At 33.7% G+C, this 25965-nt stretch carries 21 protein-coding genes; 9 read left to right on the top strand and 12 right to left on the bottom strand.

From position 1 onward, the window contains the following. Positions 1-39 precede the first annotated feature (39 nt). Positions 40-681 carry a protein-L-isoaspartate(D-aspartate) O-methyltransferase gene (locus tag HM990_RS06255; RefSeq protein ID WP_178988106.1) on the bottom strand — a complete coding sequence of 214 codons (642 nt, stop codon included), beginning with the start codon at positions 679-681 and terminating at the stop codon, positions 40-42. Positions 682-1038: 357 nt separating this feature from the next. Here HM990_RS06255 and HM990_RS06250 point away from each other — a divergent pair, with 357 nt between their 5' ends. From HM990_RS06250 to miaA, 9 genes are all read left to right on the top strand, one after another. Next, on the top strand, positions 1039-1998 hold the full coding sequence (locus HM990_RS06250; protein ID WP_178988105.1) for a Gfo/Idh/MocA family protein: 960 nt from the start codon (positions 1039-1041) through the stop codon (positions 1996-1998). A 110-nt stretch (positions 1999-2108) separates the two neighbouring features. Beyond that, the gene (locus tag HM990_RS06245; protein ID WP_178988104.1) at positions 2109-2999 is read left to right on the top strand and encodes a 3-hydroxyacyl-CoA dehydrogenase family protein; all 891 of its coding nucleotides are present in this window, start codon (positions 2109-2111) and stop codon (positions 2997-2999) included. A 66-nt stretch (positions 3000-3065) separates the two neighbouring features. Continuing rightward, entirely contained in the window at positions 3066-3437 is a 372-nt protein-coding gene (locus HM990_RS06240) for a four helix bundle protein (protein WP_178988103.1), read from the top strand. Positions 3438-3501: 64 nt separating this feature from the next. Beyond that, on the top strand, positions 3502-4740 hold the full coding sequence (locus HM990_RS06235) for a DUF1015 domain-containing protein (protein WP_178988102.1): 1239 nt from the start codon (positions 3502-3504) through the stop codon (positions 4738-4740). 69 nt (positions 4741-4809) lie between these two features. Then, on the top strand, positions 4810-5463 hold the full coding sequence (locus tag HM990_RS06230) for a YggS family pyridoxal phosphate-dependent enzyme (RefSeq protein ID WP_178988101.1): 654 nt from the start codon (positions 4810-4812) through the stop codon (positions 5461-5463). 210 nt (positions 5464-5673) lie between these two features. Beyond that, complete coding sequence (locus HM990_RS06225) at positions 5674-7038, top strand: exonuclease domain-containing protein (RefSeq protein WP_178991869.1); 1365 nt, start codon at positions 5674-5676, stop codon at positions 7036-7038. A 6-nt stretch (positions 7039-7044) separates the two neighbouring features. After that, the gene (locus HM990_RS06220) at positions 7045-8991 is read left to right on the top strand and encodes a DUF3857 domain-containing protein (RefSeq protein WP_178988100.1); all 1947 of its coding nucleotides are present in this window, start codon (positions 7045-7047) and stop codon (positions 8989-8991) included. Between the two features lie 24 nt (positions 8992-9015). Continuing rightward, the gene (locus tag HM990_RS06215) at positions 9016-9894 is read left to right on the top strand and encodes an ion transporter (protein ID WP_178988099.1); all 879 of its coding nucleotides are present in this window, start codon (positions 9016-9018) and stop codon (positions 9892-9894) included. Beyond that, on the top strand, positions 9887-10792 hold the full coding sequence (miaA, locus tag HM990_RS06210; RefSeq protein WP_178988098.1) for a tRNA (adenosine(37)-N6)-dimethylallyltransferase MiaA: 906 nt from the start codon (positions 9887-9889) through the stop codon (positions 10790-10792). Before HM990_RS06215 ends, miaA begins: the two co-directional genes overlap by 8 nt. 1 nt (position 10793) lies before the next feature. Here miaA and HM990_RS06205 read toward each other — a convergent pair whose 3' ends face one another. The 11 genes from HM990_RS06205 to coaBC form a co-directional block, all read right to left on the bottom strand. Next, positions 10794-11201, bottom strand: a complete 408-nt coding sequence (locus HM990_RS06205; RefSeq protein ID WP_178988097.1) for a VanZ family protein — start codon at positions 11199-11201, stop codon at positions 10794-10796. Between the two features lie 83 nt (positions 11202-11284). Further along, positions 11285-11995 (bottom strand): response regulator transcription factor, encoded by a 711-nt coding sequence (locus HM990_RS06200; RefSeq protein WP_178988096.1) that lies wholly within the window; start codon positions 11993-11995, stop codon positions 11285-11287. A gap of 10 nt (positions 11996-12005) precedes the next feature. Further along, a complete protein-coding gene (locus HM990_RS06195) occupies positions 12006-13571 on the bottom strand; it encodes a sensor histidine kinase (RefSeq protein WP_229719395.1) in 1566 nt (521 codons plus the stop codon). A gap of 69 nt (positions 13572-13640) precedes the next feature. Continuing rightward, entirely contained in the window at positions 13641-14234 is a 594-nt protein-coding gene (coaE, locus tag HM990_RS06190; RefSeq protein ID WP_178988095.1) for a dephospho-CoA kinase, read from the bottom strand. A gap of 1 nt (position 14235) precedes the next feature. Next, the gene (locus HM990_RS06185) at positions 14236-15198 is read right to left on the bottom strand and encodes a YbbR-like domain-containing protein (RefSeq protein WP_178988094.1); all 963 of its coding nucleotides are present in this window, start codon (positions 15196-15198) and stop codon (positions 14236-14238) included. A 7-nt stretch (positions 15199-15205) separates the two neighbouring features. Then, positions 15206-16207, bottom strand: coding sequence for a glycosyltransferase (locus HM990_RS06180; protein WP_178988093.1), 1002 nt, complete (start codon positions 16205-16207; stop codon positions 15206-15208). A 171-nt stretch (positions 16208-16378) separates the two neighbouring features. Next, positions 16379-19849, bottom strand: coding sequence for a T9SS-dependent choice-of-anchor J family protein (locus tag HM990_RS06175; RefSeq protein WP_178988092.1), 3471 nt, complete (start codon positions 19847-19849; stop codon positions 16379-16381). Between the two features lie 202 nt (positions 19850-20051). Next, complete coding sequence (locus HM990_RS06170) at positions 20052-21776, bottom strand: FG-GAP-like repeat-containing protein (RefSeq protein ID WP_178988091.1); 1725 nt, start codon at positions 21774-21776, stop codon at positions 20052-20054. Between the two features lie 255 nt (positions 21777-22031). Next, entirely contained in the window at positions 22032-23684 is a 1653-nt protein-coding gene (recN, locus tag HM990_RS06165) for a DNA repair protein RecN (RefSeq protein WP_178988090.1), read from the bottom strand. 184 nt (positions 23685-23868) lie between these two features. Further along, on the bottom strand, positions 23869-24756 hold the full coding sequence (gene porD, locus HM990_RS06160) for a type IX secretion system protein PorD (RefSeq protein ID WP_178988089.1): 888 nt from the start codon (positions 24754-24756) through the stop codon (positions 23869-23871). Continuing rightward, complete coding sequence (gene coaBC, locus HM990_RS06155; protein ID WP_178988088.1) at positions 24749-25960, bottom strand: bifunctional phosphopantothenoylcysteine decarboxylase/phosphopantothenate--cysteine ligase CoaBC; 1212 nt, start codon at positions 25958-25960, stop codon at positions 24749-24751. The genes porD and coaBC overlap by 8 nt, the downstream gene beginning before the upstream one ends. Positions 25961-25965: the final 5 nt, after the last annotated feature.

Genomic DNA, 25965 nt, shown 5'->3' with positions numbered 1-25965 from the left:
GTAACTTACAATTTGAGAATACTCAGAGATGGGATTTTTCTAATTCTTATCCTCCAGCATAGGCACAAACCTAAAATCGCCAAACTCGTGTTTTTCGAAATCTTTTGGTCCTTTTCTAATAAATAAGGTCATAACTTGTATATCATCTCCTACTGGAATAACCAAACGTCCACCAATTGCCAATTGACTCAATAACGGATTTGGTACAAAAGGTGCACCAGCCGTGACAATAATACTCTGAAAAGGCGCTTCGTCTGGCAAGCCTTTATAGCCATCACCAAAAATGAGCTTTTTAGCCCTGTACCCTATTTTTGGTAAAAACTTAGAGGTTTTCTTAAAGAGTTCTTGCTGACGTTCAATACTATATACCCTCGCTCCAAGTTCTAAAAGTACGGCCGTTTGGTAACCACTTCCTGTTCCAATTTCCAATACTTTATCTCCTTGTTGTACTTGTAGTAATTCAGATTGAAAAGCAACTGTATAAGGTTGGGAAATCGTTTGATCCGCGGCAATTGGAAACGCCTTATCCACATAAGCATGATCTATAAAACCTGAATCCATAAACAAATGTCTCGGAATTTTGCCAACAGCCTTAAGGACTCCTTTATCTTTAATTCCTTTTTTAATTAGCGTTTCAACCAGTTGTTGGCGCATCCCTTGATGCTTAAATGTATCTTTCAAAGCGTAGTTTAGTTTCTGTAAAAATACTTTAAAAAAAATCAAACTTCAAATTCAAAAGTTCTCATTATTTTCTGGCAGAGCCGCAAAGGCGCAAAGCTATACGTTCTTACTTATGGCATAAAATTTTATATATTTTGTCGATTATCTAAACATCAAATCATTAAGCCAAGTTTCATTACTTTTTTCTTTGCGGATTCAGCTTTGCGCCTTTGCGGCTCTGCGTGAAACTTCAAACTTCCTGCTTCAATCTTCATGCTTCAAGCTTCCAGCTTCCCTCTTATCAATTCCTCATTATTTTACATTTTCTTTTTTCAATTTCTGAATGAAAACGACTATTTTTGTTAAAAACAGAAAAACATGCTAAAAGCTGGTGTTCTTGGTGCTGGTCACCTTGGGAAAATTCATTTAAGACTACTCAATCAATCCAATAAATACGACCTTGTCGGTTTTTACGATGCGGATACTGAAAATGCTAAACGTGTTGTAGAGGAGTTTGGCTATACTTATTTTGATTCTATTGACGATTTAATCGATGCTGTGGATGTAGTGGCTATTGTAACTCCTACGCTTTCGCATTACGATTGTGCCAAATTAGCCATTAATAAAGGTAAGCATATTTTTATAGAAAAACCCATTACCAATACCGTTGAAGAAGCGGAAACCATCAGAACTTTGGTTGCAGAACATGCCGTTAAAGGTCAAGTTGGGCATGTGGAACGTTTTAATCCTGCATTTATCGGCGTTAAGGATCAGATTGTCAATCCGATGTTTATAGAATGTCACAGATTAGCAGAATTTAATCCTCGTGGAACGGATGTTCCTGTGGTTTTAGATTTAATGATTCACGATATTGATATTATATTGAGTGTCGTTCAATCTCCTGTAAAGCATATTTCCGCAAGTGGCGTTTCTGTGGTTAGTGAAACTCCAGATATTGCGAATGCTCGAATTGAATTTAAAAATGGATGTGTGGCGAATTTAACAGCCAGTAGAATTTCCTTAAAGAACATGCGGAAAACGAGATTCTTTCAAAAAGATGCGTATATCTCAGTAGATTTCCTCGAAAAGAAATGCGAAGTTGTAAAGATGAAAGATGCACCAGAAGATCCAGGTGATTTCGATATGATTCTTCAAAATGCGGAAGGTATTAAAAAACAGATCTATTTTGACAATCCAGATATAACCAATAACAACGCTATTTTAGATGAGTTGGAAACCTTTGCTGATGCCATTAATAATAACACGAAGCCAATTGTAACGTTGCATGATGGCACGGAAGCATTAAGGGTTGCGAATATGATTATTAATCAGTTTTAGTCCCTTTTTGACTTTTTCCCTAAGGGAAAAACACTCAAACTCTAGAAAAAAACAATCGAATATATTAACATAACAGTTTCCTTTCCTTCGGAAAGGATTAAGGATAGGATATGAAAAACATAGCAGTAATAGGTGCAGGAACTATGGGAAATGGAATTGCCCATACCTTTGCACAATCAGGATTTAAAGTTCAATTAATTGATATTAGCGAAGCGTCTCTGAAACGAGGCATGGATACCATTTCCAGAAATTTAGATAGAATGGTTGCTAAAGAAAAAATTAGCGAAGCCGATAAATCGGATACTTTAGGCAACATCAAAACATTTACAAATACAGAAGAAGGTGTTAAAAATGCAGACTTAGTTGTGGAAGCAGCAACTGAAAATCTTGATTTAAAACTTAAAATTTTTAAGCAGTTAAATGAAGTTTGCAATGAAGACACCATTTTAGCAACCAATACATCTTCAATTTCAATAACTCAAATTGCAGCGGTAACATCACGACCGGAAAAAGTAATCGGAATGCACTTTATGAATCCTGTGCCGATAATGAAATTGGTGGAGATTATTCGTGGTTATAGTACAAGTGATGAAGTGACTTCTACCATCATGGAATTATCTAAAACTTTAGGTAAAACCCCAACAGAAGTGAATGATTATCCAGGTTTTGTTGCCAATAGAATCTTAATGCCAATGATTAACGAATCTATTGAAACACTTTACAATGGCGTTGCGGGTGTTGAAGAAATCGATACGGTTATGAAATTAGGCATGGCACATCCCATGGGTCCTTTACAACTAGCCGATTTTATTGGTTTAGATGTATGTTTATCCATTTTGAATGTGATGTACGATGGTTTTAAAAATCCGAAATATGCGCCATGTCCGTTGTTAGTGAATATGGTAATGGCAGGAAAATTAGGTGTGAAATCAGGAGAGGGTTTTTATGATTATTCTGAGAGTCGGAAAGCTGATAAAATTGCTAAGCAATTTTCTAAGTAAAAAGTGTGGAGTGTGGAGTGTGGAGTGTGGAGTGTGGAGTAAATACGCTTAATTAAAAAGAATTAGATGAAAGTACAGGATTTAATCGCATATAAAAAAAGTTTTAAATTGTCGATGGATATTTTTCATCTTTCAAAAGGATTTCCAAAAGAAAAAACATACTCACTTACTGATCAAATAAGACGATCATCACGAAGTGTTTGTGCTAATTTAGCAGAAGCTTATAGAAAACGCCGATATCCAAAACATTTTACGAGCAAATTAACCGATTGTGATGCAGAAAATGGCGAAACTCAAACTTGGCTAGAATTTGCACTTGCCTGTAATTATCTTTCAAAAGAGCAATACAATGAATTATATAAAGAATCAACTGAAATAGCAAATCTACTAAACTATATGATATTAAATCCTGAGAAATTTGGTTCAAAAAGCTCGTAGTTAAAACTGAAATATTTAACACTTTATACTTTACACTCGACACTTTTTACTTGAAACCAACAACATGCCAAAAATAATCCCATTCAAAGCTGTAAAACCAACCAGAGCTATCGTCGGTCTTGTGGCCTCACGTCCTTATCAGAGTTATACTTTAGACGAGCGCGAATCCAGAATGGCTTATAATCCCTACAGTTTTCTTCATATTGTGAATCCTGGTTATAAATACGATCAAGAAGTTAAAGGAGAAGAACGTTATCGGTTGGTAAAGAATCGGTATTTGGAATTTAAGGAAGACGGTATTTTTATTCAAGATGAAAAGCCTTCGTTCTATGTGTATAAAATTGTGAATCGACTGGGACAGAAATTTAACGGAATCATCGCTGCTACAAGTGCTGAGGATTACGAAAATGATATCATCAAAAAGCATGAAGATACTATTGCGAAACGCGAAGAAACCTTCAAAACCTATATACAAACGGTAGGTTTTAATGCAGAGCCTGTACTCCTAACCTATCCTGATAATGCAACGATTGCTGAAATTATTAGGGAAACGCAAAAAGGCTATGCCGAGTTTGAATTTACCATGACCTACAGAGACACACATTATTTATGGAAAATAGATAAAGATGAAACCATTGCGATTATTCAAGAGGAATTCAATAAAATGAATAAAGTTTATATTGCAGATGGTCATCACAGGTCAGCATCGTCTTATTTGTTATATAAAGATGAAAGGGCAAAAAACCCGAATCATACTGGCGTTGAATCTTACAACTTTTTTATGTCTTATTTAATTCCAGAATCCGATTTGGTCATTCATGAGTTCAACCGACTGATAAAAGACTTAAATGGTTTGACCAAAGAAGAATTTTTAATTAAGTTAGACGAATTTTATCGTATTGAAAATAGAGGCATGATACCTTACAATCCATCAAAACCACATCATTTTAGTATGTATTTAGATGGCGAGTTTTATTCCCTTTACCTACGAAAAACAGCGTACGAATTTAAAACCGCCTTAGACCAGCTTGATGCCCAAGTACTTTACAAAACCATCCTTCAACCGATTTTAGGTATTAACGATTTAAGAAAAGACAATCGAATTTCTTATGTTAACGGTCAACACGAAATGGTCACAATAAAAAGCAGCGTGGATAGTGGCGAATTTACGGTTGGCTTCGGAATGTGTCCTTCAAATGTGGAACAAATGAAACAGATTGCAGACGAAGGTTTACGAATGCCACCAAAAAGTACTTATATTTTACCTAAATTGAGGAGTGGAATTACGATTTATGAATATTAATAAATATTGATTCGTTTTTTGTTGAGTCGTAAAACTTAACAACAAACAACTTAACGACAAAGATCAAAGATGAACATAGAACAAAACTTAAAAGAAATAAAATCCACCATACCAGAAAGCGTCACATTAGTGGCAGTTTCTAAAACGAAACCTGTAAGCGATTTAATGGAAGCCTATAATACTGGTCAACGTATTTTTGGAGAGAATAAAATCCAAGAAATGGTTGAAAAGTATGAAGAAATGCCAAAAGACATTGAATGGCACATGATTGGCCATGTTCAGCGCAATAAAGTAAAATACATGGCAGAATTTGTCAACTTAATTCATGGTGTGGATAGTTTCAAGTTATTAAAGGAAATTAACAAGCAAGCTAAAAAACACGATAGAGTTATCAACTGTTTGCTTCAAATTAAAATTGCGGAAGAAGATAGTAAATTTGGTATGTCTGCTGATGATGCTACTTCCCTATTGCAATCTGAAAAAATCTCAGAATTAAAAAATATTAAGATCGTCGGTGTAATGGGAATGGCAACTTTTACGGACAATATGAATCAGGTTGAAAAAGAATTCAAATTCCTAAAACACACATTTACAGAACTTAAATCATTACAACCTGAACTCAAAACTATAAGTATGGGAATGAGTGGCGATTATCAATTGGCAATTGACTGCGGAAGTACAATGATTCGTTTAGGAAGTAGTATATTTGGAGCGAGAAATTAGTTTTCAGTCGCAGCCTGCCCATGCCGGAAAGGCACGTTCGGGCGGGTCGAAGTTTTCAGTTAGCTCTATTATGAATAAAAAAAATAGTTTCAGTTTGTGCCATCGACTTTAAAACTAAATTATGATTACATGCATTATTAAACATTCCTAATTTTCCCATTTGGGGAAATGTCCGCAGGACAATGGGGAAACAACTAAACAATAAACAGTATCTACGCAATACTAGACATAGAAACCACAGGTGGCAAGTTCAATGAAGAAGGTATCACGGAAATTGCAATCTATCAATTTGATGGTCATAAGGTAACCGATCAATTTATTTCCTTAGTAAATCCAGAACGCGAAATTCAACCTTTTGTAGTTAACCTTACAGGTATTAATTCCAGCATGCTGAAAAATGCACCAAAATTTTATGAGGTGGCAAAACGCATCGTGGAAATCACTGAAGATTGCATCATTGTGGCTCATAATTCGTCTTTTGATTACAGGATCCTAAAAACAGAATTCAAACGTTTAGGTTTTCCTTTTAAACGAAAATCACTTTGTACCGTTGAACTTTCCCAACAGTTGCTTCCAGATATGGAATCCTATAGTCTTGGAAAATTGACGCGTGCATTAGGTATTCCTATGGCTGATAGACACAGAGCTAATGGTGATGCCATGGCAACTGTGAAGTTATTCAAAATGTTGCTGAACAAAGATTTAGATAAGGTTATTGTAAAAGATGCCATTAAGATTGAGCAGAAATCTAAAATTGCGCCTAATCTCAATGCCATTATTGAAGCGTTACCTTCAGATACAGGCGTTTATTATATTCATAATATAGAAGGCGATATTATCTATATTGGTAAAAGTAAGAATATAAGAAAACGAATTATTCAACATTTTACTGGCACCAATTCTAAGTCTAAGAAGATTCAAAAATTAGTAAGTACAGTTACTTACGAGAAAACAGGAAGTGAATTGGCCGCACTATTAAAAGAAAGTGCAGAAATCAAAAAAAATACACCAATTTTCAACAGAGCTTTGCGACGACGTATTTTTACTCACGCTCTTTACCGCTTTACGGACAAGAATGGTTATATAAATCTTCATATCGATAAATCCGACCAAAAAGAAATTCCTATTACAACATTTAGTACTAGAGCCAGTGGTAAGCATTTCATGTTTAAAGTGGTTGATGAGTACAATTTATGCCAGAAACTCACAGGTTTAGAACCGACAAAAACTAGTTGTTTTAAGTATGGTGTTAAAGAATGTCAAGGTGCTTGTATTAATGAAGAGTCTGTAAATGATTATAATAAAAGAGTGCATTCGCTTATAGAAAAATACAGCTATGATAAAAAAGATATGCTGATTATAGACAAGGGTCGCTCAATTGAAGAAAAAAGTGTTTTTTTAATTGAGAATGGCATTTTTAAAGGTATGGGCTTTTTTGACTTAAACCACCAAATAAACAATAGGGCAATTTTGAAATCTCTCATTACGCCAATGGAAAATAACAGAGATACACAGCATATTATACAAAGTTATATGAGACGAAATAAAAGACTTAAAATTATAGATTTAAATTAAAAGTTAATGAAATTTAGATTATTAATTATTGCACTAATAATATCTTGTTTAGGTTTTTCCCAAGAATATAACGTAGCAATGCAAGTTTATAAAAGCGATTTAAAACACACCTCTTATCCTAAAGATTCTACTGCCAATGCATTAGTAATATATGATTATGGTAACAGTTTTATAGATGGTGAAACTTTTAAGTTAAGAGTTCAAGTCGAGCAAAAAATTAAAATTTTAAGAACTGAAGGTATTAAGAGAGGAGCTTATGAAGTAAAGCTTTATAAAGGAAAGTCTTCAGAAGAAAAAATCAAAAATATTAAAGGCACAACATATAATCTTGAAAATGATGAGATTGTAAAAACGGAATTAACAAAGGATGCAATTTTTGAAGAAGAGAATGAAAAATATACTTTAGTGAAATTTGTGTTACCAAATGTAAAGGTAGGTAGCGTTATTACAATAAGCTACGAAACACAATCTCGCTTTATCACTAAATTCCAACCTTGGTATTTTCAAAGTACGGATCCTGTTTTATATAGTGAATATAATACGAGTATTCCAGGCAACTATGAGTACCACATAAAACTTGTAGGTAGTATTCCCTTAGATACACATGATACAAGCCTTGAGAAACATTGTATTGAAGGTGGAAATGGCTCAAGTGCCGATTGTAGTATTTCTAAATATATAATGAAAGATATACCTGCATATAAACCAGAAGATTTTACCACGACTGCCCTAAACTATATGTCTCGAGTAGAATACGAATTGAGTGTTTTTAGAGGGTTTGATGGAAGAATTGACAAGTTGACCAAATCATGGGAGGACGTAGACAAAGAACTTAAGACAGACGCTGATTTTGGTAGACAAATAAGCAAAAAAGGTCTTGTAAAAAACATACTGCCAGAGTCTATTTCGTCAATGAATGCCGATTTAAATAAAGCTATTGCTATTTATCAATTTGTATTGGATAATTATAAATGGAATGGAAAATCGGAGCGTTATGATGTGTCTGTCAAAACTCTGGTTAAAGAAAAAGTCGGTAGCGTTTTTGAAATTAATTTATTATTACAAAATCTATTGACAATTGAAGGTTTTGAAGTATTTCCAGTCCTAGTTTCAACTAGAGCAAATGGACTTGCAACAAAAATTTTCCCTGTGCTTACTGATTTTAACTATGTGATTTTAAAAACTTCAATAGATGGTAAAGATTATTTTTTAGATGCAACAGAACCCTATTTGTCTTTTGGGGAAATTCCATTTAGAACACTAAATCAATACGGTCGATTAATAGGTTTTGAAGATGGCAGTTATTGGGAAGATATCAATGTTGACAATTTCTCAACAAGAGGGCATCGAGTTGCAATAACGTCATTCAATGATGATAAATTATCAGGCGCAGTAGAAAGTAGTTTCACAGGATATCATTCTCACAAACCGAAGCAACAGTATGATGAGAACTCTGAGGTGTATTTTGAGAAAAAAATTAATGCCCATTCAGATATAATTATTGATAATCATGAAGTTAAGGATTATGATAAATCAAAATCGTCTTTCAAAGAATCGATGGATATTGCAATTGAACCGGAATTCATTGGTAATAAAATTTATCTAAATCCTTTTATCATTAAATTCTTTGATGAAAATCCCTTTAGACTTCAAGAAAGATCCTACCCTATCGATTTTGGATACAAGGACATTTATATTTATACTATGAAAATAGACTTAGATGAAGACTTAAAAATTCTTGAAATCCCTTCAACCTTAAATTATTCTCTACCCAACGCGTCTGGAAACCTTATATTCAATGTTGAAAACGTTAATAACCAACTTATGATATATTTTAAAGTTAAGTTCAATTCAGCTATCTATTCATCAGAATTGTATCCTTATTTAAAAGAATTTATGAGTAAACTCGTAGAACTTCAAAATAATACTGTAATCGTTTTTGAAACACAATAGATTTACTTTTCGTACTTTTAAAACATGGAATCTTACGATAGACATAACTGGAAAACAAAGCTTCATGAAATCATTTATGAAGCGGATACGCCTGCAGGAAAATTATTCGATGTTGTTCTTCTTATAGCAATTGTTGCCAGCATTATTTTAGTAATGTTGGAAAGTGTTAAAAGCTTTGATCTCAGGTTTCATGCCTTTTTAAATATCTCGGAATGGATCATTACCATCTTATTTACTATTGAGTATATTTTGAGAATTATAACCGTAAAAAAACCCTTAAAATATATTATGAGTTTTTACGGCATCATCGATTTACTCTCCACAATCCCTAAATATTTATCACTTATATTTATAGGTACACATGCCTTGGTGGCTTTAAGGGCTCTACGTTTATTGAGAATTTTTAGAATTCTTAAATTAGTGCGTTTTATGGGTGCTTCTAATCAATTGGCAAGTGCTATTAGGGCCAGTAGAGCAAAAATTTCGGTCTTTTTGTTTGCTGTAATAATTGCAGCGACAATTTTTGGCACCATTATGTATTTGGTAGAAGGTGAAGAAAATGGATTTGATAATATCCCAAAAAGTGTTTATTGGTGTATAGTTACATTGACCACAGTTGGTTTTGGAGATATTGCACCTCAAACTGCATTAGGACAATTTATTGCCACACTAATCATGATATTAGGTTATGGTATTATAGCTGTACCAACTGGTATTGTGTCTGCTGAATATACGAAAGCTTCAGAAACTGATACTACTAAGAAAAAATTATCTGACGAAGAATATAAACATGTAAAGAATGTGACTTTAAATACTCAATCTTGCATGAATTGTTTGGCTACAAAGCACCAGGATGGTGCTGAATTCTGCCACAAATGTGGCTTTAAATTACACCATGACTAAAGTTCTTATTGCTATTGTTGGGCCAACTGCTATTGGTAAAACGGCTTTGAGTATTAAATTAGCTCAACATTATAATACTGAAATTATTTCTGCAGATTCGCGACAATTTTATAAAGAAATGTCAATCGGTACCGCTGTTCCATTTAAAGAAGAGCTGAATGCGGCACCACACCATTTTATTCAGAATAAATCCATTGAAGATGATTATAATGTTGGCGATTTTGAACGTGACGCCATTTCTAAAATAAGTATTTTGCATGAAAAAAATCCCATAGTTGTCATGGTTGGTGGCTCGGGTTTGTACGTAAAAGCGGTAACTAAAGGCTTGGATTATTTTCCTGAAGTTGCACCTCATATTAGAACACATCTCAATCTTCAGCTTAAAGAAAAAGGTCTAATCCATTTGCAAGAACAGCTAAAGTCATTGGATTCGGAAGCCTATGAAACTATTGCCATAGATAATCCGCAACGTGTTATTAGAGCGTTAGAAATTTGTATAGGCACAGAAAAACCCTATTCTTCTTTTCTCACCAACCCTGAAAAAAATCGAGATTTCAAAACAATTTCTATTGGATTAAATGCAGAACGTTCCACTATATATGATAGAATTAACCAACGCGTAGATGTAATGATTGAGAACGGGTTGATAGACGAAGTAAAATCACTTTCACCATATAAACACCTCAATGCTTTAAATACGGTTGGCTATAAAGAATTATTCCAATATCTTGAAGGCGATTGGACTTTAGACTTTGCTATTTCTGAAATTAAAAAGAATACCAGACGTTTTGCCAAAAGACAACTGACATGGTTTAGAAAAGACGATGCTATAAAATGGTTTGATTTTGAAACTGATGTTGAGGAGATTATTCAATATATAAATTCGGAAATAGAATAATTTATTTTGTTTTACTTGACTTTTTAAAGTTTAAAAACCCCTTCTTAAAAAGAAAATTTCCGCTTAATGTAAAACACAAAATTCCTAGAGCATCTGCAATAAGGTCTATTATATCCAAACTACGCCTAGGAAAAAATACCTGACTCAATTCTTCGACTATCACAAATATAGATACAAGAACGGTTCCAAGGGGCACGTTTTTACTCCAGAATACAGATCTGTTTTTAAACACTAGATTAGCTAGTAAAGTTAAAATTCCATAGATAAAAAAATGACCTATTTTATCACCATAATAAATAGAATTTGAAAATTCAATAAATATATTTGGTGCACCTTTATTAGCTTTATTTATTATCCAAAATATAAAAATGACTAACGCTATTGTAATCCCTTTTAATAACTTATTCATTAATTCATCAATTCATCAATTCAAACAAAAAATCCAGTTCATAAAAACTGGATTCTTTTATACATTTAAGATTATTCTTTATTTTATTTATCTCCATTAACAACTAACCTAAAGCCTTCTCCATGAATATTCAAAATTTCAACATTAGGATCTGGTTTTAAGTATTTACGCAATTTAGCAATATACACGTCCATACTACGAGAAGTAAAATAATTATCGTCTCTCCATATTTTCGTCAGTGCTAATTCTCTTGGCATTAAATCATTTTCATGCAGTGCCAGCAAGCGTAATAATTCATTCTCTTTTGGAGAAAGCTTTTCAGGATCACCACCATCAAATTTTAAAAAACGTAGTTTAGAATTGAGGTCAAAACGACCGATCTTAAATTCAAATTGCTTACTATCAGCAACAGTATCGGTTGCTTTTCGTTGCATTATAGCTTTGATTTTCATTAACAACACTTCGCTGTCAAATGGTTTATTAAGATAATCGTCCGCTCCTACTTTGTAACCTTTTAGCACATCTTCTTTCATCGCCTTTGCGGTTAAGAAAATGATTGGCACGTCTGTATTTTTTTCACGAATTTCCTTCGCTAAGGTAAAACCATCTTTATAAGGCATCATAACGTCTAAAATACAAAGGTCGTAATCATCCTTTTTGAACTTTTCAAAGCCTTCCATCCCATTTTTGGCATGAACCACATCATAATCGTTCATCATTAGATAATCTTTTAAAACGGTTCCAAAATTTGGATCATCCTCGACTAAAAGTATTTTTTTATTTTGTTCTTCCATAATTCGTTTTTTATGATATTAACGGCATCTTTACAATAAAAGTACTGCCTTTTCCTTTTTCACTTTCTACTGATATATGACCATGATGGTCATCTACTATTCTTTTTACGTAAGCCAGACCTAAACCATGTCCTTTTACATTATGGACATTTCCAGTATGCTCCCTATAGAATTTCTCGAACACACGTTTAGCAACTGCTTTGGACATCCCATTGCCTTGATCGGCAATTTTCAATATGATATTATTACCAACATTTTCGGTGTAAACATCTATTTTTGGTGCATCATCCGAATATTTTATGGCATTGTCCAAAATATTGACAATCACATTTGTAAAATGTGTCTCATTGGCTAAAACCGATGAATGCTCAGCATCTAAATGCGCTTTCACATAACCTTGTCGGTCTTCAACAATAAGTTCCACATGAGTAATTGCATCTTCAATTAAGTCGTGCAACTCATGTCTTTCCTTACTAATATTTAGTTCATTTTTATCTAACTTAGATATACGCAATACATTTTCCACTTGGGCATGCATACGCTTATTTTCTTCCTTGATCATTCCCAAATAACGTAATACCTTTTCTTGGTCACTGATTATTTTAGGATTCCTGATGGAGTCTAAAGCCAAATTAATAGTCGCAATTGGTGTTTTAAACTCATGGGTCATATTATTAATGAAATCTGTCTTAATCTGCGATATTTGACGTTGTTTTATCAACTGATAAATGGCACTGGTATAAGCAATAATTATAATACTTGTAAATATGATTGAAAGTACAATCATCCATAAAATTGAGGATAACAAATACTTTTTCCGATCTGGAAACTCTACTAAGAGTTTATAACTGCTTTCGTTATTATTGTCTAAAAAAACAGGAATTCCATAAGGGTCTTCATATTCAAAATTATTGGATTGAACTTTAGTTGCCAAATCATCATCATAAATGGCAAATTCGAAATCCAGATTTATACCTTCATCTTCTAATTCACGCTTTAATAAAGTTTCAACTTGTTGTTCTGAAATACGTTTATAAACCGGCTTGTCCTTTAAAAAAGATTTAAAAGTATCCTCATACATTTGCTTATCCAAAGCTCCCAGTGAGGAATATTCCCTTAAGCGCTTTTCTGGATCTATTCGTCTAACACCGTCAATAGTTGTCGTATTATAAGTTTCTGTAACACGCTCACTATACAATTTACTGATATTAAAACTATCTGCATCAATTTCAATGAACATCGAAGGCACTCTAAAACGCTCTTCTAAAACGGTATTACGATGTATAATGGTTTTGTCATTGATATCATCTTCATCCGTAATAAATAATTGTTTTATTATAGAAGTGTCCGCTTTATTATCGTTGTTCAAATAAGGTTGTAACCTCTCAAAATAATCTCTAAACTCATACTCTGCAATGGATTTAGACACATAACTCAACGAACGTTTAACACTCAGCGTAAAATTCTTATTCTCATTTTCTATACTATTATTTATAAAAAATGATTGAACAAAAATAATTCCTATGAGCGATAAACTCATTAAGACTATCAATAACACGAATAGCTTTTTGCCCATCAGTCAAATTTAACATTTTAACATTTAGTACAAATTAGGTTTAACCTAACGTTAACAAATGAATCGCTTTTATTGTTGGTTTATTTTTTTTAGGATGTCGTGATGAATCTCAAGTGCCTGAATTTTAGCCTCTTTTAAATCGTTATTATAAATAACATAATCAGATTTTTCAATCTTTATAGCATCTGATAGTTGATTTTTAATGATAGACTTCACGCGCTCTTTTGAAACAGTATCGCGTTTCATAACACGGTTAATTCTTAATTCTTCGTCGGCAACGACTGTAATGATATAATTGTATTGATGCTCTAAATTATTTTCAAAAATGATTGCTGCCTCTTTTATGACGTATTCAGTATGTTGTTTTTTCAGCCAGCGCTTAAAATGTGATGCTACTTTTGGGTGAACGATGGCATTCATTTTAGAAAGTAGCCCCTTATCGTTAAAAATTTTTGAAGATAAATATGGTCTATTCAATTGACCATCTTTGTACGCCTCTTTACCAAACAAGTCAATCAATTTTCTCTTAATGACTTTTGAACGGTTCATCAAAGCCTTAGCCTCAGCATCTGCGATGTAAATGGGTACTTCTAATGATTGAAAATAGTTAAGAATTGTTGTTTTCCCACTCCCTATGCCTCCTGTTAGTCCAACTACTACCATATTATAATTTTATAAAATCGATTCGTTTTTGTTTGATATTAACATGTTTTACAAAATCAGGTTTTTTAACCACCTTCGGTATTAAAAAGGTCTGTTCTGCTTCTAAGTCTGCATAATCACACTCAATTTTAAAATCTGAATTTTTAATTCCGTTGTAATTTTCTAAATCTACGTAATAGGAAACGTTGACGGTTTTGGGAAAATAATTGATGGTAATATTTTTAGGTTGATTTTTGATGGTGACAGGTACTTCAGCTGTACCTTCTGTAAACCGAAGAACCTTACCATGCACTGTTACTTCCTTTGGAAAAATTTCAATGTTTTCAAACTTTGAAATATCCAGTTTTATTTTTTTTTTAATAGCACTTTTTACCTCATTTTCAATTAATTCTTCCGTAAAAATTGAATCGATTTTATTAACCTCAGAAGCAGCGCCCACAATTTTCACACTGTCCACATTAAATTCAAAATCACCCTTTAAATCATAACCTACAGCATAACCAATATTTCTTTTAAGTCTCACTGGAACTAATTTTGAAGCACGTTTAGAATACGCTATCATGAGTGTATCTGGCATCAATGAAATCAGCTCAAAAGCATTGCCTAATTGATTTTCAATAAGATATTTGTGTTTTCGAACATTGAATTTAAAATGATTAGGTTGTAAACTCACCTCACTTTTGGAATCTACTATAAGTTCTTTTGCACTTTTGAACATTAATGGCAATAAAGAAAATCCCTTAGCTTCAACATAGGCATTGATATAATTGGCGGAATCATTTTTTATCAAAATTTCGTCATCAACATTAACCAAATTTACTTTTAGTTTTATGGTTTGTTTGTAATCGTTAGATAGTTTTGAAATAATTAAAAACACAAATGCAATGGCAAAGAAAAGGCTAAAACGCTTAACGCTTCTCTTCTTAAAATGGTCTCGTATATTTAGTTTTTTCTTAGAATTCATTGATAAATTAGAAAAACAGTTGCGGAAAAGATGTCTCAGGTTTTCGACCTAAAACCACCAAATAAAATGTGGATTTCAAAAATCCGTGACCATATCCAAAAAACTGGATAAGTATAGCCAATAACGCCTGAAATGCAATGATAATATTCTGATTTGAAAACAAAGCCAAAACAAAAGCTAGTGAAAAATAAAAGCCATATAAATATAATGGAAAATTAATATGAAACAACATCAAAAGGATTGAAGTGATAAAGCCTAAACTAAACACTGTAGGAAACCAATACACCATACTTTTGGAATGGGGATGCCATTGATTAAGAATCGGTCTTACCATTCCAAATTTATGGACTTGCTTATAAAATTTGGACCATGAAATACGACGCTTATGAAATACAATGGCAGTTTCAATAAGTGTTGTTTTAAATCCTAATTGGTACAAACGCAATGATAAATCTGGATCTTCACCTGGATGAATTTTTCCAAATCCACCAGAAGCCAAAAACGCTTTTTTTGATAAGCCCATATTAAAACTGCGTGGTTGAAAATCTTCTACCTTTTGCTTACCTCCTCTTATTCCACCTGTAGTTATAAAAGACGTCATAGCAAAGTTTATGGCCTTTTGAAGATTAGAAAATGAAGGATGTGCCGCGTCAGGTCCACCAAAACAATCGTAATAAGATTGAGACAGGAAGTCTTTCACTTCAGTTAAATAATTTGAAGGCAACAATACGTCAGAATCTAAAATAATAAAATAATTTCCCTTGGCTTTTTCCATACCATAATTCCTAGAATCCCCTGGACCTGAATTTGATTTGAAGTAATAAGAAATATCAAGTTCACTTTTAAATTGCTCAATCACATGCTCAGAGGTTTCAGTTGATCCATCTTCTACAATTACAATTTCATAGTTATGCTGACCTTCAAGATTCGAAAAACTTTCTAGAAGTTCCCCAATCTCATCAGGTCTGTTATAAACAGGAATAACAAAAGAAAAATCAATGGCTTTCATAGTGCACAAAGGTAATTAAACCAAATGCAATTTTTGATACTTACTTTAGCTTTAAATCAGTTGAATACTATTCAAAATTAAAATGAATTATTGGTCATTTAATCAATGGATTATAAAGCAAAAAAAAGCCGCTAAAATTAGCGGCTTTTTAAAATTTATAATTGGATTAGGCTATTGCTTAATCACTCTTATTGTTTCAGTAATATTTGCAATTGTTACTTTAACAAAATAAGTACCAGTTTGTAACTGAGACATGTCTAAATCACTATCTACTGAATTAGGCGTAGCTCTTAATACTTCTTGACCTAGCATATTATACATTGCTACTTGCTCTATGGTGTTTTGAGCATTTAATGTTAATGTATTTTTAACTGGGTTTGGATAGTATGTGAAAGCGGCTTCATTTTCAAATTCTCCAAAACTTAAGAGATCTTCAACTACGATTGGCGCTCCAGTTACATCTAAAGATGCGCATAAATTATTTGTACTTACAATACCTAAAACATCACCTCCAGTTGTAGTTCCAAATACAATAACACCTAAATCTAAATAGTTTGGATCTGTGTTATCTGTAGTCTCAGCTACTAAAGTATGAATAGTATAGTCTCCAGTAGTTGTAACATCAAAGCTAGGTGTAGCACCTGCTTGCTCTATTACTAAACTTGCTCCAGATGTTAATACATAGGTTACATCATAATCCGTTGGAACAACGATATCACCATTTGGAGTGGCACTGATAGTAGTTGAACCATCTAATTCAACTGGAGTTGCATCTGCTGTTAAAGTACCTGCATCTGCAGTACACTCTTCTACGCATGTTACAGTCAATTGAAAATTACCAACACTACCTACATTCCATCCGCCAACGGCCACATAATATGTTGTAGTACCATCAGATGTAAAAGATGTTTCTGCTGCATAATTTTCAGTAGAACCACCACATTCGTCATAACCATCATCGATTAATGTTAATGCGCCCGAAGTACCTGTATAAACAAATAATTCTGTATCAAAATCTGTATTGGCTGTACCACATGTAGACAAGGTTACAATTTCTGAGACGCCTGTACCTGTAAATGAATACCAAACCCAAGGGGAATCGTTATCTGCAGGTGTATCATCTTCAACTGTCGCATCCTCTGGCGCGTCTGATTCATCTTGAGTTGCACCAATGGTAGTTCCTGAAACTACATCTCCACAAGCGATGACTATGGCATCAGCAAATAGATCATTAGCAGGTGGACAAGTATAAGTAAAATCTCCTAAACTAAAATTACATGCTACGTCAGCGTGCTCTACAGTTAAAGTAACTGAAGAACCATCAGTATAAGGACCGACTTGTAATACACCTGTACCAGTAATAGCAAAAGTAGTGGTACCATCATTAATTTGTGTTGCATCACCCACCGTTGTTATATCTATATCAACATAAAACTGAGAATTACCACAATCATCAAATATATCTGATGAATCAACTACAGCAGATACACATGCTAATGGAGTTCTTACAATAAATTCGTCAATAAAGAAATCATAGTCTTCATCATCGTCAACAGTACCATCTGTGGCCCAAATAGCAAATTGAACTGTACCAGTATAAGCACTTAAATCAAAGGTCTCCACATCTCCAGTTTCTGAAGGGTAGCTAGATTGATTATAAGTCGTTAAATTATTCCAACTCGCACCGCCATCTGTTGTAATTAACATCTGTACCTCATCGTCAGATCCCATTCCATTCAATTCAGGAGGATTGGAATTTGCAAAATCAGTTAACGCAACCGTATAAACAAGCTCATAACTTCCACCTGATAAATCAAAAGACGGAGAAATTAACCAATCTTCTCTATTATTTGTATATAAATTAATTTGCGCCGAATTATTTGTTGAGCCAATATTTGCAAATTCATCATGATTCCATAGTCCTCCGCCTAAATCTGATGGTCCAGTTGTAGGATCTCCAGATCCAGCTTCAATCCAACAACTCGGTGCAACACCAGTATCGAAACTTTCAAGATAATCTGGCACAAAACTATTACATGGAGTTGTAAAAGAGAAAGGGCCTGCCCATACAGATGTAGATCCGCCACAGTCAGCAAGCACATAATATTCATATTCATTATTTGCGGCTAACCCCATTTGGGTATATGGATTAGAAACACCGGTAGCTGTTGCTGTACCAGTTGCAGTATCTCCAGCAGTAATATCTACTAATTCAATATCCCAAAGGATTTCTGAACCACCTGCTGTCCAACTTAATTCGGCAGAAGTTGTGGTGGCATTTGAAGCCATTAAAGCACTCGGCGCACCACAATTCACTTCTTGAATACAGAAATCGTCAGTTGATAATGTTTGGAAACTATCTTTCCAAATAGCCATTTTATAAACCGCTGCAGGCGTTAAACCACTAATCTCATTAGTAGCATCCATGGCTCCGCAAAGAATTTCAGTTCCACCACAAGCGTCTAAAATCACATATTCATTATTAGCACCTGAGTTGCTAATATTTACCGTACCTGATGCAGGTGCAGTAAATTCATACCAAAATCCTCTATTATCTCCACTTGCATCACATGTGCCAGTTCCACCAATATTTGGTGCTGTAGCAAAATCTATTGTAATTGGCGTTGCCGTTGAACAATCTGCCTCTACAGTTGCAACAAAAGGTAAGTCACATCCTTCTCCTGGCGGAAGTACTGGCGCTTCAACCGTTAACACACCTGAGATATTAGTTGTTCCATCCCAAGCACCTCCATTGCTGCCATCAGCTAAAATTCCTCCATAAGTAAAAGGCCCAGTATTTAAACTAAAACGGCTCGCGTAATAATAAGTTCCTTCTGCTAAACCAAGGTCTTGCATATCTACAAAATACTCATCGTTGTTGCCCGCTTCCGTGTTAAATGCAGCTACTTCCCACGTCCAACCTGTACCTGAAGGGTCTGTATCAGCGTCGCTATAACCAATCCATACCTCAATTCCTGCAGCAGGACCGCCTGTAGTAGTGTCTGTTAAACCAGCTTCATAAGCCTGCGCATAAACAAATTGATCAGTCATTTCATTCTCAGGAAACGCTAATGTTGCAGGGAATTGTAAATTGTAATAATCTAATGCATCTGTAACAATGGCGTCATTTACAACATTATCTACATAAAGTTCAAATTCATTGGTACCTGTTGCTCTAACCGCAACATATACTGATTGACCTACATAAGCTGATAAATCAAACTCTTGTTGCGTCCATGCTGCTGGTGCATCACTCTCTGCTTGAAGCACAACTGTAAAATCCACTGCAGCAGTAGTTCCAGTTGACAACAATACTTCATAAGATTCTAAAAACGTAGCACTTCTTGATTGTATATAAAAAGATAGCCTATCGTTCAGTCCAGCTGTAACGGCAATTTGAGGCGTAATTAAATAATCATCATGTGCAACAGCCGCATCATATACAATTCCTGCGACAGCAGTACCATCTTGGGCTCCTCCAGAACCAGATGGCGTATCATCCCATGTCCATGAATTAGAACTTGCTAGATCCAATACCGTCCATGTTGCAGGTATTTCTGTTTCAAAACTTTCGGTAAATTGTGCATTAGACTGCCAACATAACGCAACCAATGCAAATAACACTAATGTAATTTTTCTCATGTATTTTAATATTAAAGTTAGTAATTCTTTAAAAATATGTTAATTATTTAGAACATAATTAGCTTTAGCTTTCAAATCGTTCAAGAGTAGAAAACCTCGATAAAAGTCAAACATAATACATCGAAAAATTACCTGCTAATTTAGATAATGCTGGAAAAGTTTTGAGAAGAGCTAAAAGTTGACCTCAAATAATGAAATTATTTTAGCGTTTAATTAATTTTATAATCTTAATTCGATCGTTATCAAATTTCAAACTACAAAAATAGATACCTGCCTGAAGCGTGTAAAGATTTAATTCAAACTGTTTTTTCATAACAGGTTTTTCAAGAAGTAAAGCTCCTGTACTATTATACAAAGTTAAATTTTCAACTAAATGAGAAGTATCAATTTGCATAGTGTCATCAACAGGGTTCTTAAAATTTACTGAAATCCTATCACCAAAATTATTTATAGATAAGGAATTTCCTTCAATAATTGTTATAAACTGATTAGGAGTTACATTATATACAATATCTTCAATTCCACTAAGCCAAGTCACTTTAATATAATCTATATTGGTAACTTCATTAATGCCAATAGTTTGTACTAAAGAATTCTGGCTTAAATAACCTTCACCGCACATTATATAATGGTATTGCAGATTATCATTCGTATAAATTTCTATCTTAGAACCGATAGCATCGCGATTGGATTCTGTACCGATTAATTTTACTTTAATATAATTATTGATAGTAGATGTTTGGTTATTCCAAATAAAGGGAGCATGATTGTTATTATTAACAACGATATCTAATAAACCATCATTATTAGTGTCACCGATAGCAGACGAAAAACTACTTATAGAATTCTCAAATCCAGAATTAACTAAATTAGCGAAATTTTCCCCATCAATATTTTCATAAAAGCCATAAGACGGAAATCCGTTGCTACCGTCATAAGAACAACTTATATATAAGTCGAGATCACCATCATTCTCCGCATCGAGAAAGTTTGATCCCCAAGACCAGCTATTTAATTGTGTTCCTGAACTTTCAGAAATATTTGTGAACGTTTCATCTCCATTATTCTTAAGCAAAACAGTACTACCAACCGTGGTAGCCTCATTATTTGGGGTGTTCGTCATAAATATATCCAAAAAGCCATCAGAGTTGAAATCGTCAATAGTTACTGACATGGCATCTATAACTAAATCTGTACCTGAAGATTGACTAACATCTGTAAATGTGCCATCGCCATTGTTTTTGTATAAGTGGTTTTGTTTTACTTTATCATTGGCGATATATAAATCTTGCCAACCATCATTATTAAAATCAAAAAAACCTGAACAAAAAGTCAATGCTGGTATATTTGCTAAGCCTACTTCATTTGTGATCTCAGTAAATGTACCATCACAATTACTTTGATACAGGTAATTGGTTATTGTTGTGTTTTCCTTGTAGTTCGATAAGTATACATCTAAACAGCCATCATTATTGATATCTCCCCAAGACGCACCAAAAGTGTACATATTTTCTAAGACGAATCCGGCCGAAATAGTTATATCAATTAAAGAGTTATCGCTGAGTTTTTCAAAAAACCTATTTCCATCAGTTTGACTTGTTACAAATAAATCCTTATCACCATCATTGTCGAAATCCACCCAAATAATGGATTTATTTTGAAAATTCAAATCAATAGGCAACAGAGATTCTTGGACAAAAAAACCATCATAATTCTTATAGAATTGAATAGATTGTCCATTACCTGTTCCAAGTGATATGTCGTCCCATCCATCCTCATCATAATCCACAAAACTTACACCGCCACCCATGGAAACGACTCCTGTATTCTCCGAAACACCAACAATATTAGATTGGTCAGTAAAATATATTTGAGAATTTAAGGAGAAAACCGTAAAAAATATCACGATAATTACATAGCGTTTCATTCTTTAATTTTTGAACAAGATAAAAAAAAGCCCTTACAAAATTTATATAATGGCTCTTAATTACGTTTATATACGTTTATTGTTTTCCTATAAAGTGTCAATCACGGTATCACTAATTTCAAGAGTACTGAACTATCATAGTATAAATTCAGAAGTGTAAAAAGTTTTCTTAATCCACTAACAAGTAACTTTGTGCAATAAACTATTCGATTTGGGTGATAAGATAATTGAAAGCTGCGACTGAGAACTAACTTTTCAATTCAAAAGTTGTCTCGCATGCGCCAAAGCAGAATCTGTAATATCCAATCCACCAAGCATTTGCGCAATCTCTACAATACGTTCATCCTCATTTAGTTTTTTAAGCTGTGTATGCGTAACGTCCTTAATATCGGATTTAAAAACTTTGAAATGTGTATTGCCCTTTGCCGCTATTTGTGGTAAATGCGTAATTGTAAACACTTGCATTTTATTACTCATATTCTTCATAATTTCGCCCATTTTGTTTGAAATTTCTCCAGAAACTCCAGTATCAATTTCATCGAACATAATAGACGGTAACTGAATGTATTCTGCTAATATGGATTTTATGGCTAGCATAATACGAGACAATTCCCCTCCTGAAGCTGATTTTTTAAGCTCATTAAAACTTGAACCTTTATTCGCCATGAGCAAAAACTGCAAGTTGTCTTTACCGTTTTTCAGAAATTGGTCAGTCGCTTCTAATTGAATTTTAAATTTGGCATTTGGCATGCCCAATTCTGAAAGTATAGTTTCTAATTTTGAAACGAAAACTGGAATCACCTTTTTTCTTTTATCATGAATTTTTAAAGCAATTTCATTGAGCTTCTCTTTCTCTTTTAAAAGTTCTTGTTCTTTAAGAGCTATGGTTTCATCTAAACTTTCCGTATTATCAATTTTAGATTTCAGATCATTTTTAAGTGAAATCAATTCTTCAATTTCTGAAACCGAGTGTTTTTGGAATAAATTATTTACTATCTGAAGTTGGCTGTTAATCCGCTCTAATTCTTGAGGATCTGAGGATAAATTGTCTTCTAAATTATCCAATTCAATTAAAATATCATCGAGTTCAATACCAACACTAGCAATACGTTCTTTTAAGGCGTCATAAGACTTGCCAAAACTGGCTATTTTAGATAGTTCGTGCTTAGCCGAATTTAACTGATCAATCGCTCCAAGTTCTTCAACATTCAATATTGATTTTGTGCTACTTAGCTTTTCGCTTATAACTTCTACATTATTGAGTTCTTCGTATTGGGTTTCTAAATCCTCTAGGTTGATTTTTTCCAAATTGATTTCATTCAACTCGTTGGATAAAAACAGATTATAATCATATTCTTTTATTAATTCTGACTTTGAAAGTTTTAATTCCTCCAATGATTTTTGAAGTGATTTATAGTCTACTAATCCTTTTGAGAATGCTTCTAGATTCGATTTATTTTCCGCCAAAGCATCAATGACCTTAAACTGATAATCGTCTTGGGTTAATTGCTGTGTTTGGTGTTGCGAATGGATATCAATAAGGTAACTGCTCAAAGCTACTAGGCTTTCTAAGGTTACAGGAGTATCATTTATAAAAGCTCGGGATTTTCCGGATGGTAAGATTTCACGTCGTATAATGGTTTGTACGTCGTAATCCAGATCCAACGTTTTGAACAATCCCTTTAAATCATAATTGGCAATATCAAAAATAGCTTCAATTATGCATTTTTCGTCTGTATTTTTTACCTGACTTAAATCAGCACGTTTCCCCAAAACTAAAGATAAACCTCCCAATAAAATCGATTTTCCAGCACCTGTTTCGCCTGTAATAATAGTTAAACCATTATTAAAAGACACGTTCAACTCATCGATGAGTGCGTAATTTTTAATGTAAAGTGTTGTGAGCAAAAATCTAAAATTTAGTACTACAAATTTAAGTGATTATGGCTTTAAAAATGTTAATGAAGAAAAAAATTATACGAATGACATTTAATTTAGTAAAAAAGATAATGCCAACTAAAATTATTCTTTAGCACCAAAAAATAGGTTTCAAAAAAGAGAATTGTTAATTCTTTGTAGTCATTCAGAAAGCCTAATACTTAATATTTCGCCACTTCTGGGAATGCATTGGAGCAATTCTATTTAAAACATCTGTTGCCTCTGTAATATTAACGCTCGGTCCACCAGAAAGAATTTCCATGATTTCATCCGCTTTTGCATCAAAAAAAACGCGCATTACATAAGAATTTGGACGCACACGATGTACTTTTTGTAATTCATCCAATGCAGCAATTATTTTCATCTTTCCTTCTTTTGCACCTTCATTCATAATATCCATACCTTCAATATGATACTTGTACATGGTCGTTCTTAAACCTTTAAACGCTGGCGACATCAGATTATCAATCAATGCGAAACGCGATTGTAATCCATCTTCCAGTTTCCAACCTTGTCCATTGAGCTGTTGTGAATAACTAGCAATAGTCTGTGCTTGCTCAAAATATTCATCGCCTCCGTTGAGTTCAAAAGTATCTGCATCCATTCCTAAAATCATATAAACATGAAATGCTAAAACGGAGATAAGATTGGATTCAAATTGATTATCATTATAAACCAAATTCTGAAATTCCAAATATTGAAAATTAAAGTTACGGTCGTTGTAATTATACACAGGCGAACTATACGTAGAATTAAAAACTGGCCGAGACGACGATACTTGAAGCGAAGCCGAAAATGAATCATTATTATATTGATTGACATTAATTACCATATTACAATTAATGCGCTCTTGTGCTCCGAAATTCTTTCCTGTCCATTTTGTATTATTGATGAACTCATTCAATTGTTTTTCCAAGGTTTTAAAAACAACATTGTTTTCATTACCCGTTTGTTGCGCGATAACGGCTACCGTACAATTCAATTCTTGTGAAAACCCTACAGTTGTTAATAAAAGAGTAAATAAAAGAAATAGGTTACGCATGTGTTTGTTTTAGTATAAGTTGCATTAAATCCTTAGCGACTTCCGCCTTTGATTTTAATTCATTTTCAAAAATAGCGTTAGCAGACGTTATAAATGTAACTTTATTTGTTGATACTCCAAAACCAGCACCTTTATCTTGAAGTGAATTTAATACAATGAGGTCTAAATTCTTAGATTCTAGTTTACCTTTGGCGTGTTCTAATTCGTTATTAGTTTCTAATGCAAAACCGACTAAAAACTGATAGGTTTTAATCTCACCGAGGGATTTTAAGATATCTTTTGTCTTTTCTAACTCAATAGTAAACGTCGCATCTTTCTTCTTTATTTTCTGATCTGCCACATTCTTTGGTCTGTAATCTGCAACTGCTGCCGAAAGAATGGCAATATCAGATGATAAAAAATGTCTATGAACCTCATTGTACATCTCTTCGGCACTAATCACAGGTTTAACCGTAACGAAATTATTATCTATTTTTTCATGTGTTGGACCAGTAACCAAAATGACCTCAGCACCTAAATTTGAGGCCGCTTTAGCGATTTCAAAGCCCATTTTTCCACTAGAATGATTTCCTATAAAGCGCACAGGATCCAAAGCCTCATAAGTTGGACCAGCTGTTATCAATACGCGCTTTCCTTTTAATGGCAACTGCTCTAAAATATCGTTTTCAATAAAACTTACGATATCTTCTGGCTCTGCCATTCTACCCTCGCCTACTAAGCCACTAGCGAGTTCACCTGTTCCTGCTGGAATGAGTTGATTTCCATATGATATCAATTTTTCAAATGATGCTTTGGTGGATTCATGCTTATACATATCCAAGTCCATGGCAGGCGCAAAATAAACGGGACATTTCGCAGAAAGATAGGTGGCCAATAATATATTATCACAAACACCATTTGCCATCTTTGCCATGGTATTGGCCGTAGCTGGCGCTATAACAAAATAATCTGCCCAAAGGCCTAAATCAACATGGTTGTTCCAAACTTGGTTATCATCTTCTTCATCTACAAATGAGGAATAGACAGGGTTTTTAGAAAGGGTAGAAAGTGTGAGTGGTGTTATAAAATCCTTAGAAGCAGGAGTCATCACAACTTTGATGTTTGCGCCTGCTTTAATAAATAATCTTACTAAGTTAGCAGATTTATATGCGGCAATACCAGCAGTAATGCCTATTAAAATATTTTTATCCTTTAGAATAGACATCTAAG

It is taken from the genome of Winogradskyella schleiferi (assembly GCF_013394655.1).
GTDB classification, from domain to species: Bacteria; Bacteroidota; Bacteroidia; order Flavobacteriales; family Flavobacteriaceae; genus Winogradskyella; species Winogradskyella schleiferi.
Note: the sequence above shows the minus strand (reverse complement) of the source record. Positions and strands in the feature narration are given on the sequence as shown.

Bases quoted from the DNA above. Each gene is read 5' to 3' on its own strand.
- HM990_RS06250 (WP_178988105.1), top strand. From the start codon at position 1,039: ATGCTAAAAGCTGGTGTTCTTGGTGCTGGTCACCTTGGGAAAATTCAT.
- HM990_RS06245 (WP_178988104.1), top strand. From the start codon at position 2,109: ATGAAAAACATAGCAGTAATAGGTGCAGGAACTATGGGAAATGGAATT.
- HM990_RS06240 (WP_178988103.1), top strand. From the start codon at position 3,066: ATGAAAGTACAGGATTTAATCGCATATAAAAAAAGTTTTAAATTGTCG.
- HM990_RS06235 (WP_178988102.1), top strand. From the start codon at position 3,502: ATGCCAAAAATAATCCCATTCAAAGCTGTAAAACCAACCAGAGCTATC.
- HM990_RS06230 (WP_178988101.1), top strand. From the start codon at position 4,810: ATGAACATAGAACAAAACTTAAAAGAAATAAAATCCACCATACCAGAA.
- HM990_RS06220 (WP_178988100.1), top strand. From the start codon at position 7,045: ATGAAATTTAGATTATTAATTATTGCACTAATAATATCTTGTTTAGGT.
- HM990_RS06215 (WP_178988099.1), top strand. From the start codon at position 9,016: ATGGAATCTTACGATAGACATAACTGGAAAACAAAGCTTCATGAAATC.
- miaA (WP_178988098.1), top strand. From the start codon at position 9,887: ATGACTAAAGTTCTTATTGCTATTGTTGGGCCAACTGCTATTGGTAAA.
- HM990_RS06205 (WP_178988097.1), bottom strand. From the start codon at position 11,201: ATGAATAAGTTATTAAAAGGGATTACAATAGCGTTAGTCATTTTTATA.
- HM990_RS06200 (WP_178988096.1), bottom strand. From the start codon at position 11,995: ATGGAAGAACAAAATAAAAAAATACTTTTAGTCGAGGATGATCCAAAT.
- HM990_RS06195 (WP_229719395.1), bottom strand. From the start codon at position 13,571: ATGGGCAAAAAGCTATTCGTGTTATTGATAGTCTTAATGAGTTTATCG.
- coaE (WP_178988095.1), bottom strand. From the start codon at position 14,234: ATGGTAGTAGTTGGACTAACAGGAGGCATAGGGAGTGGGAAAACAACA.
- HM990_RS06185 (WP_178988094.1), bottom strand. From the start codon at position 15,198: ATGAATTCTAAGAAAAAACTAAATATACGAGACCATTTTAAGAAGAGA.
- HM990_RS06180 (WP_178988093.1), bottom strand. From the start codon at position 16,207: ATGAAAGCCATTGATTTTTCTTTTGTTATTCCTGTTTATAACAGACCT.
- HM990_RS06175 (WP_178988092.1), bottom strand. From the start codon at position 19,849: ATGAGAAAAATTACATTAGTGTTATTTGCATTGGTTGCGTTATGTTGG.
- HM990_RS06170 (WP_178988091.1), bottom strand. From the start codon at position 21,776: ATGAAACGCTATGTAATTATCGTGATATTTTTTACGGTTTTCTCCTTA.
- porD (WP_178988089.1), bottom strand. From the start codon at position 24,756: ATGCGTAACCTATTTCTTTTATTTACTCTTTTATTAACAACTGTAGGG.
- coaBC (WP_178988088.1), bottom strand. From the start codon at position 25,960: ATGTCTATTCTAAAGGATAAAAATATTTTAATAGGCATTACTGCTGGT.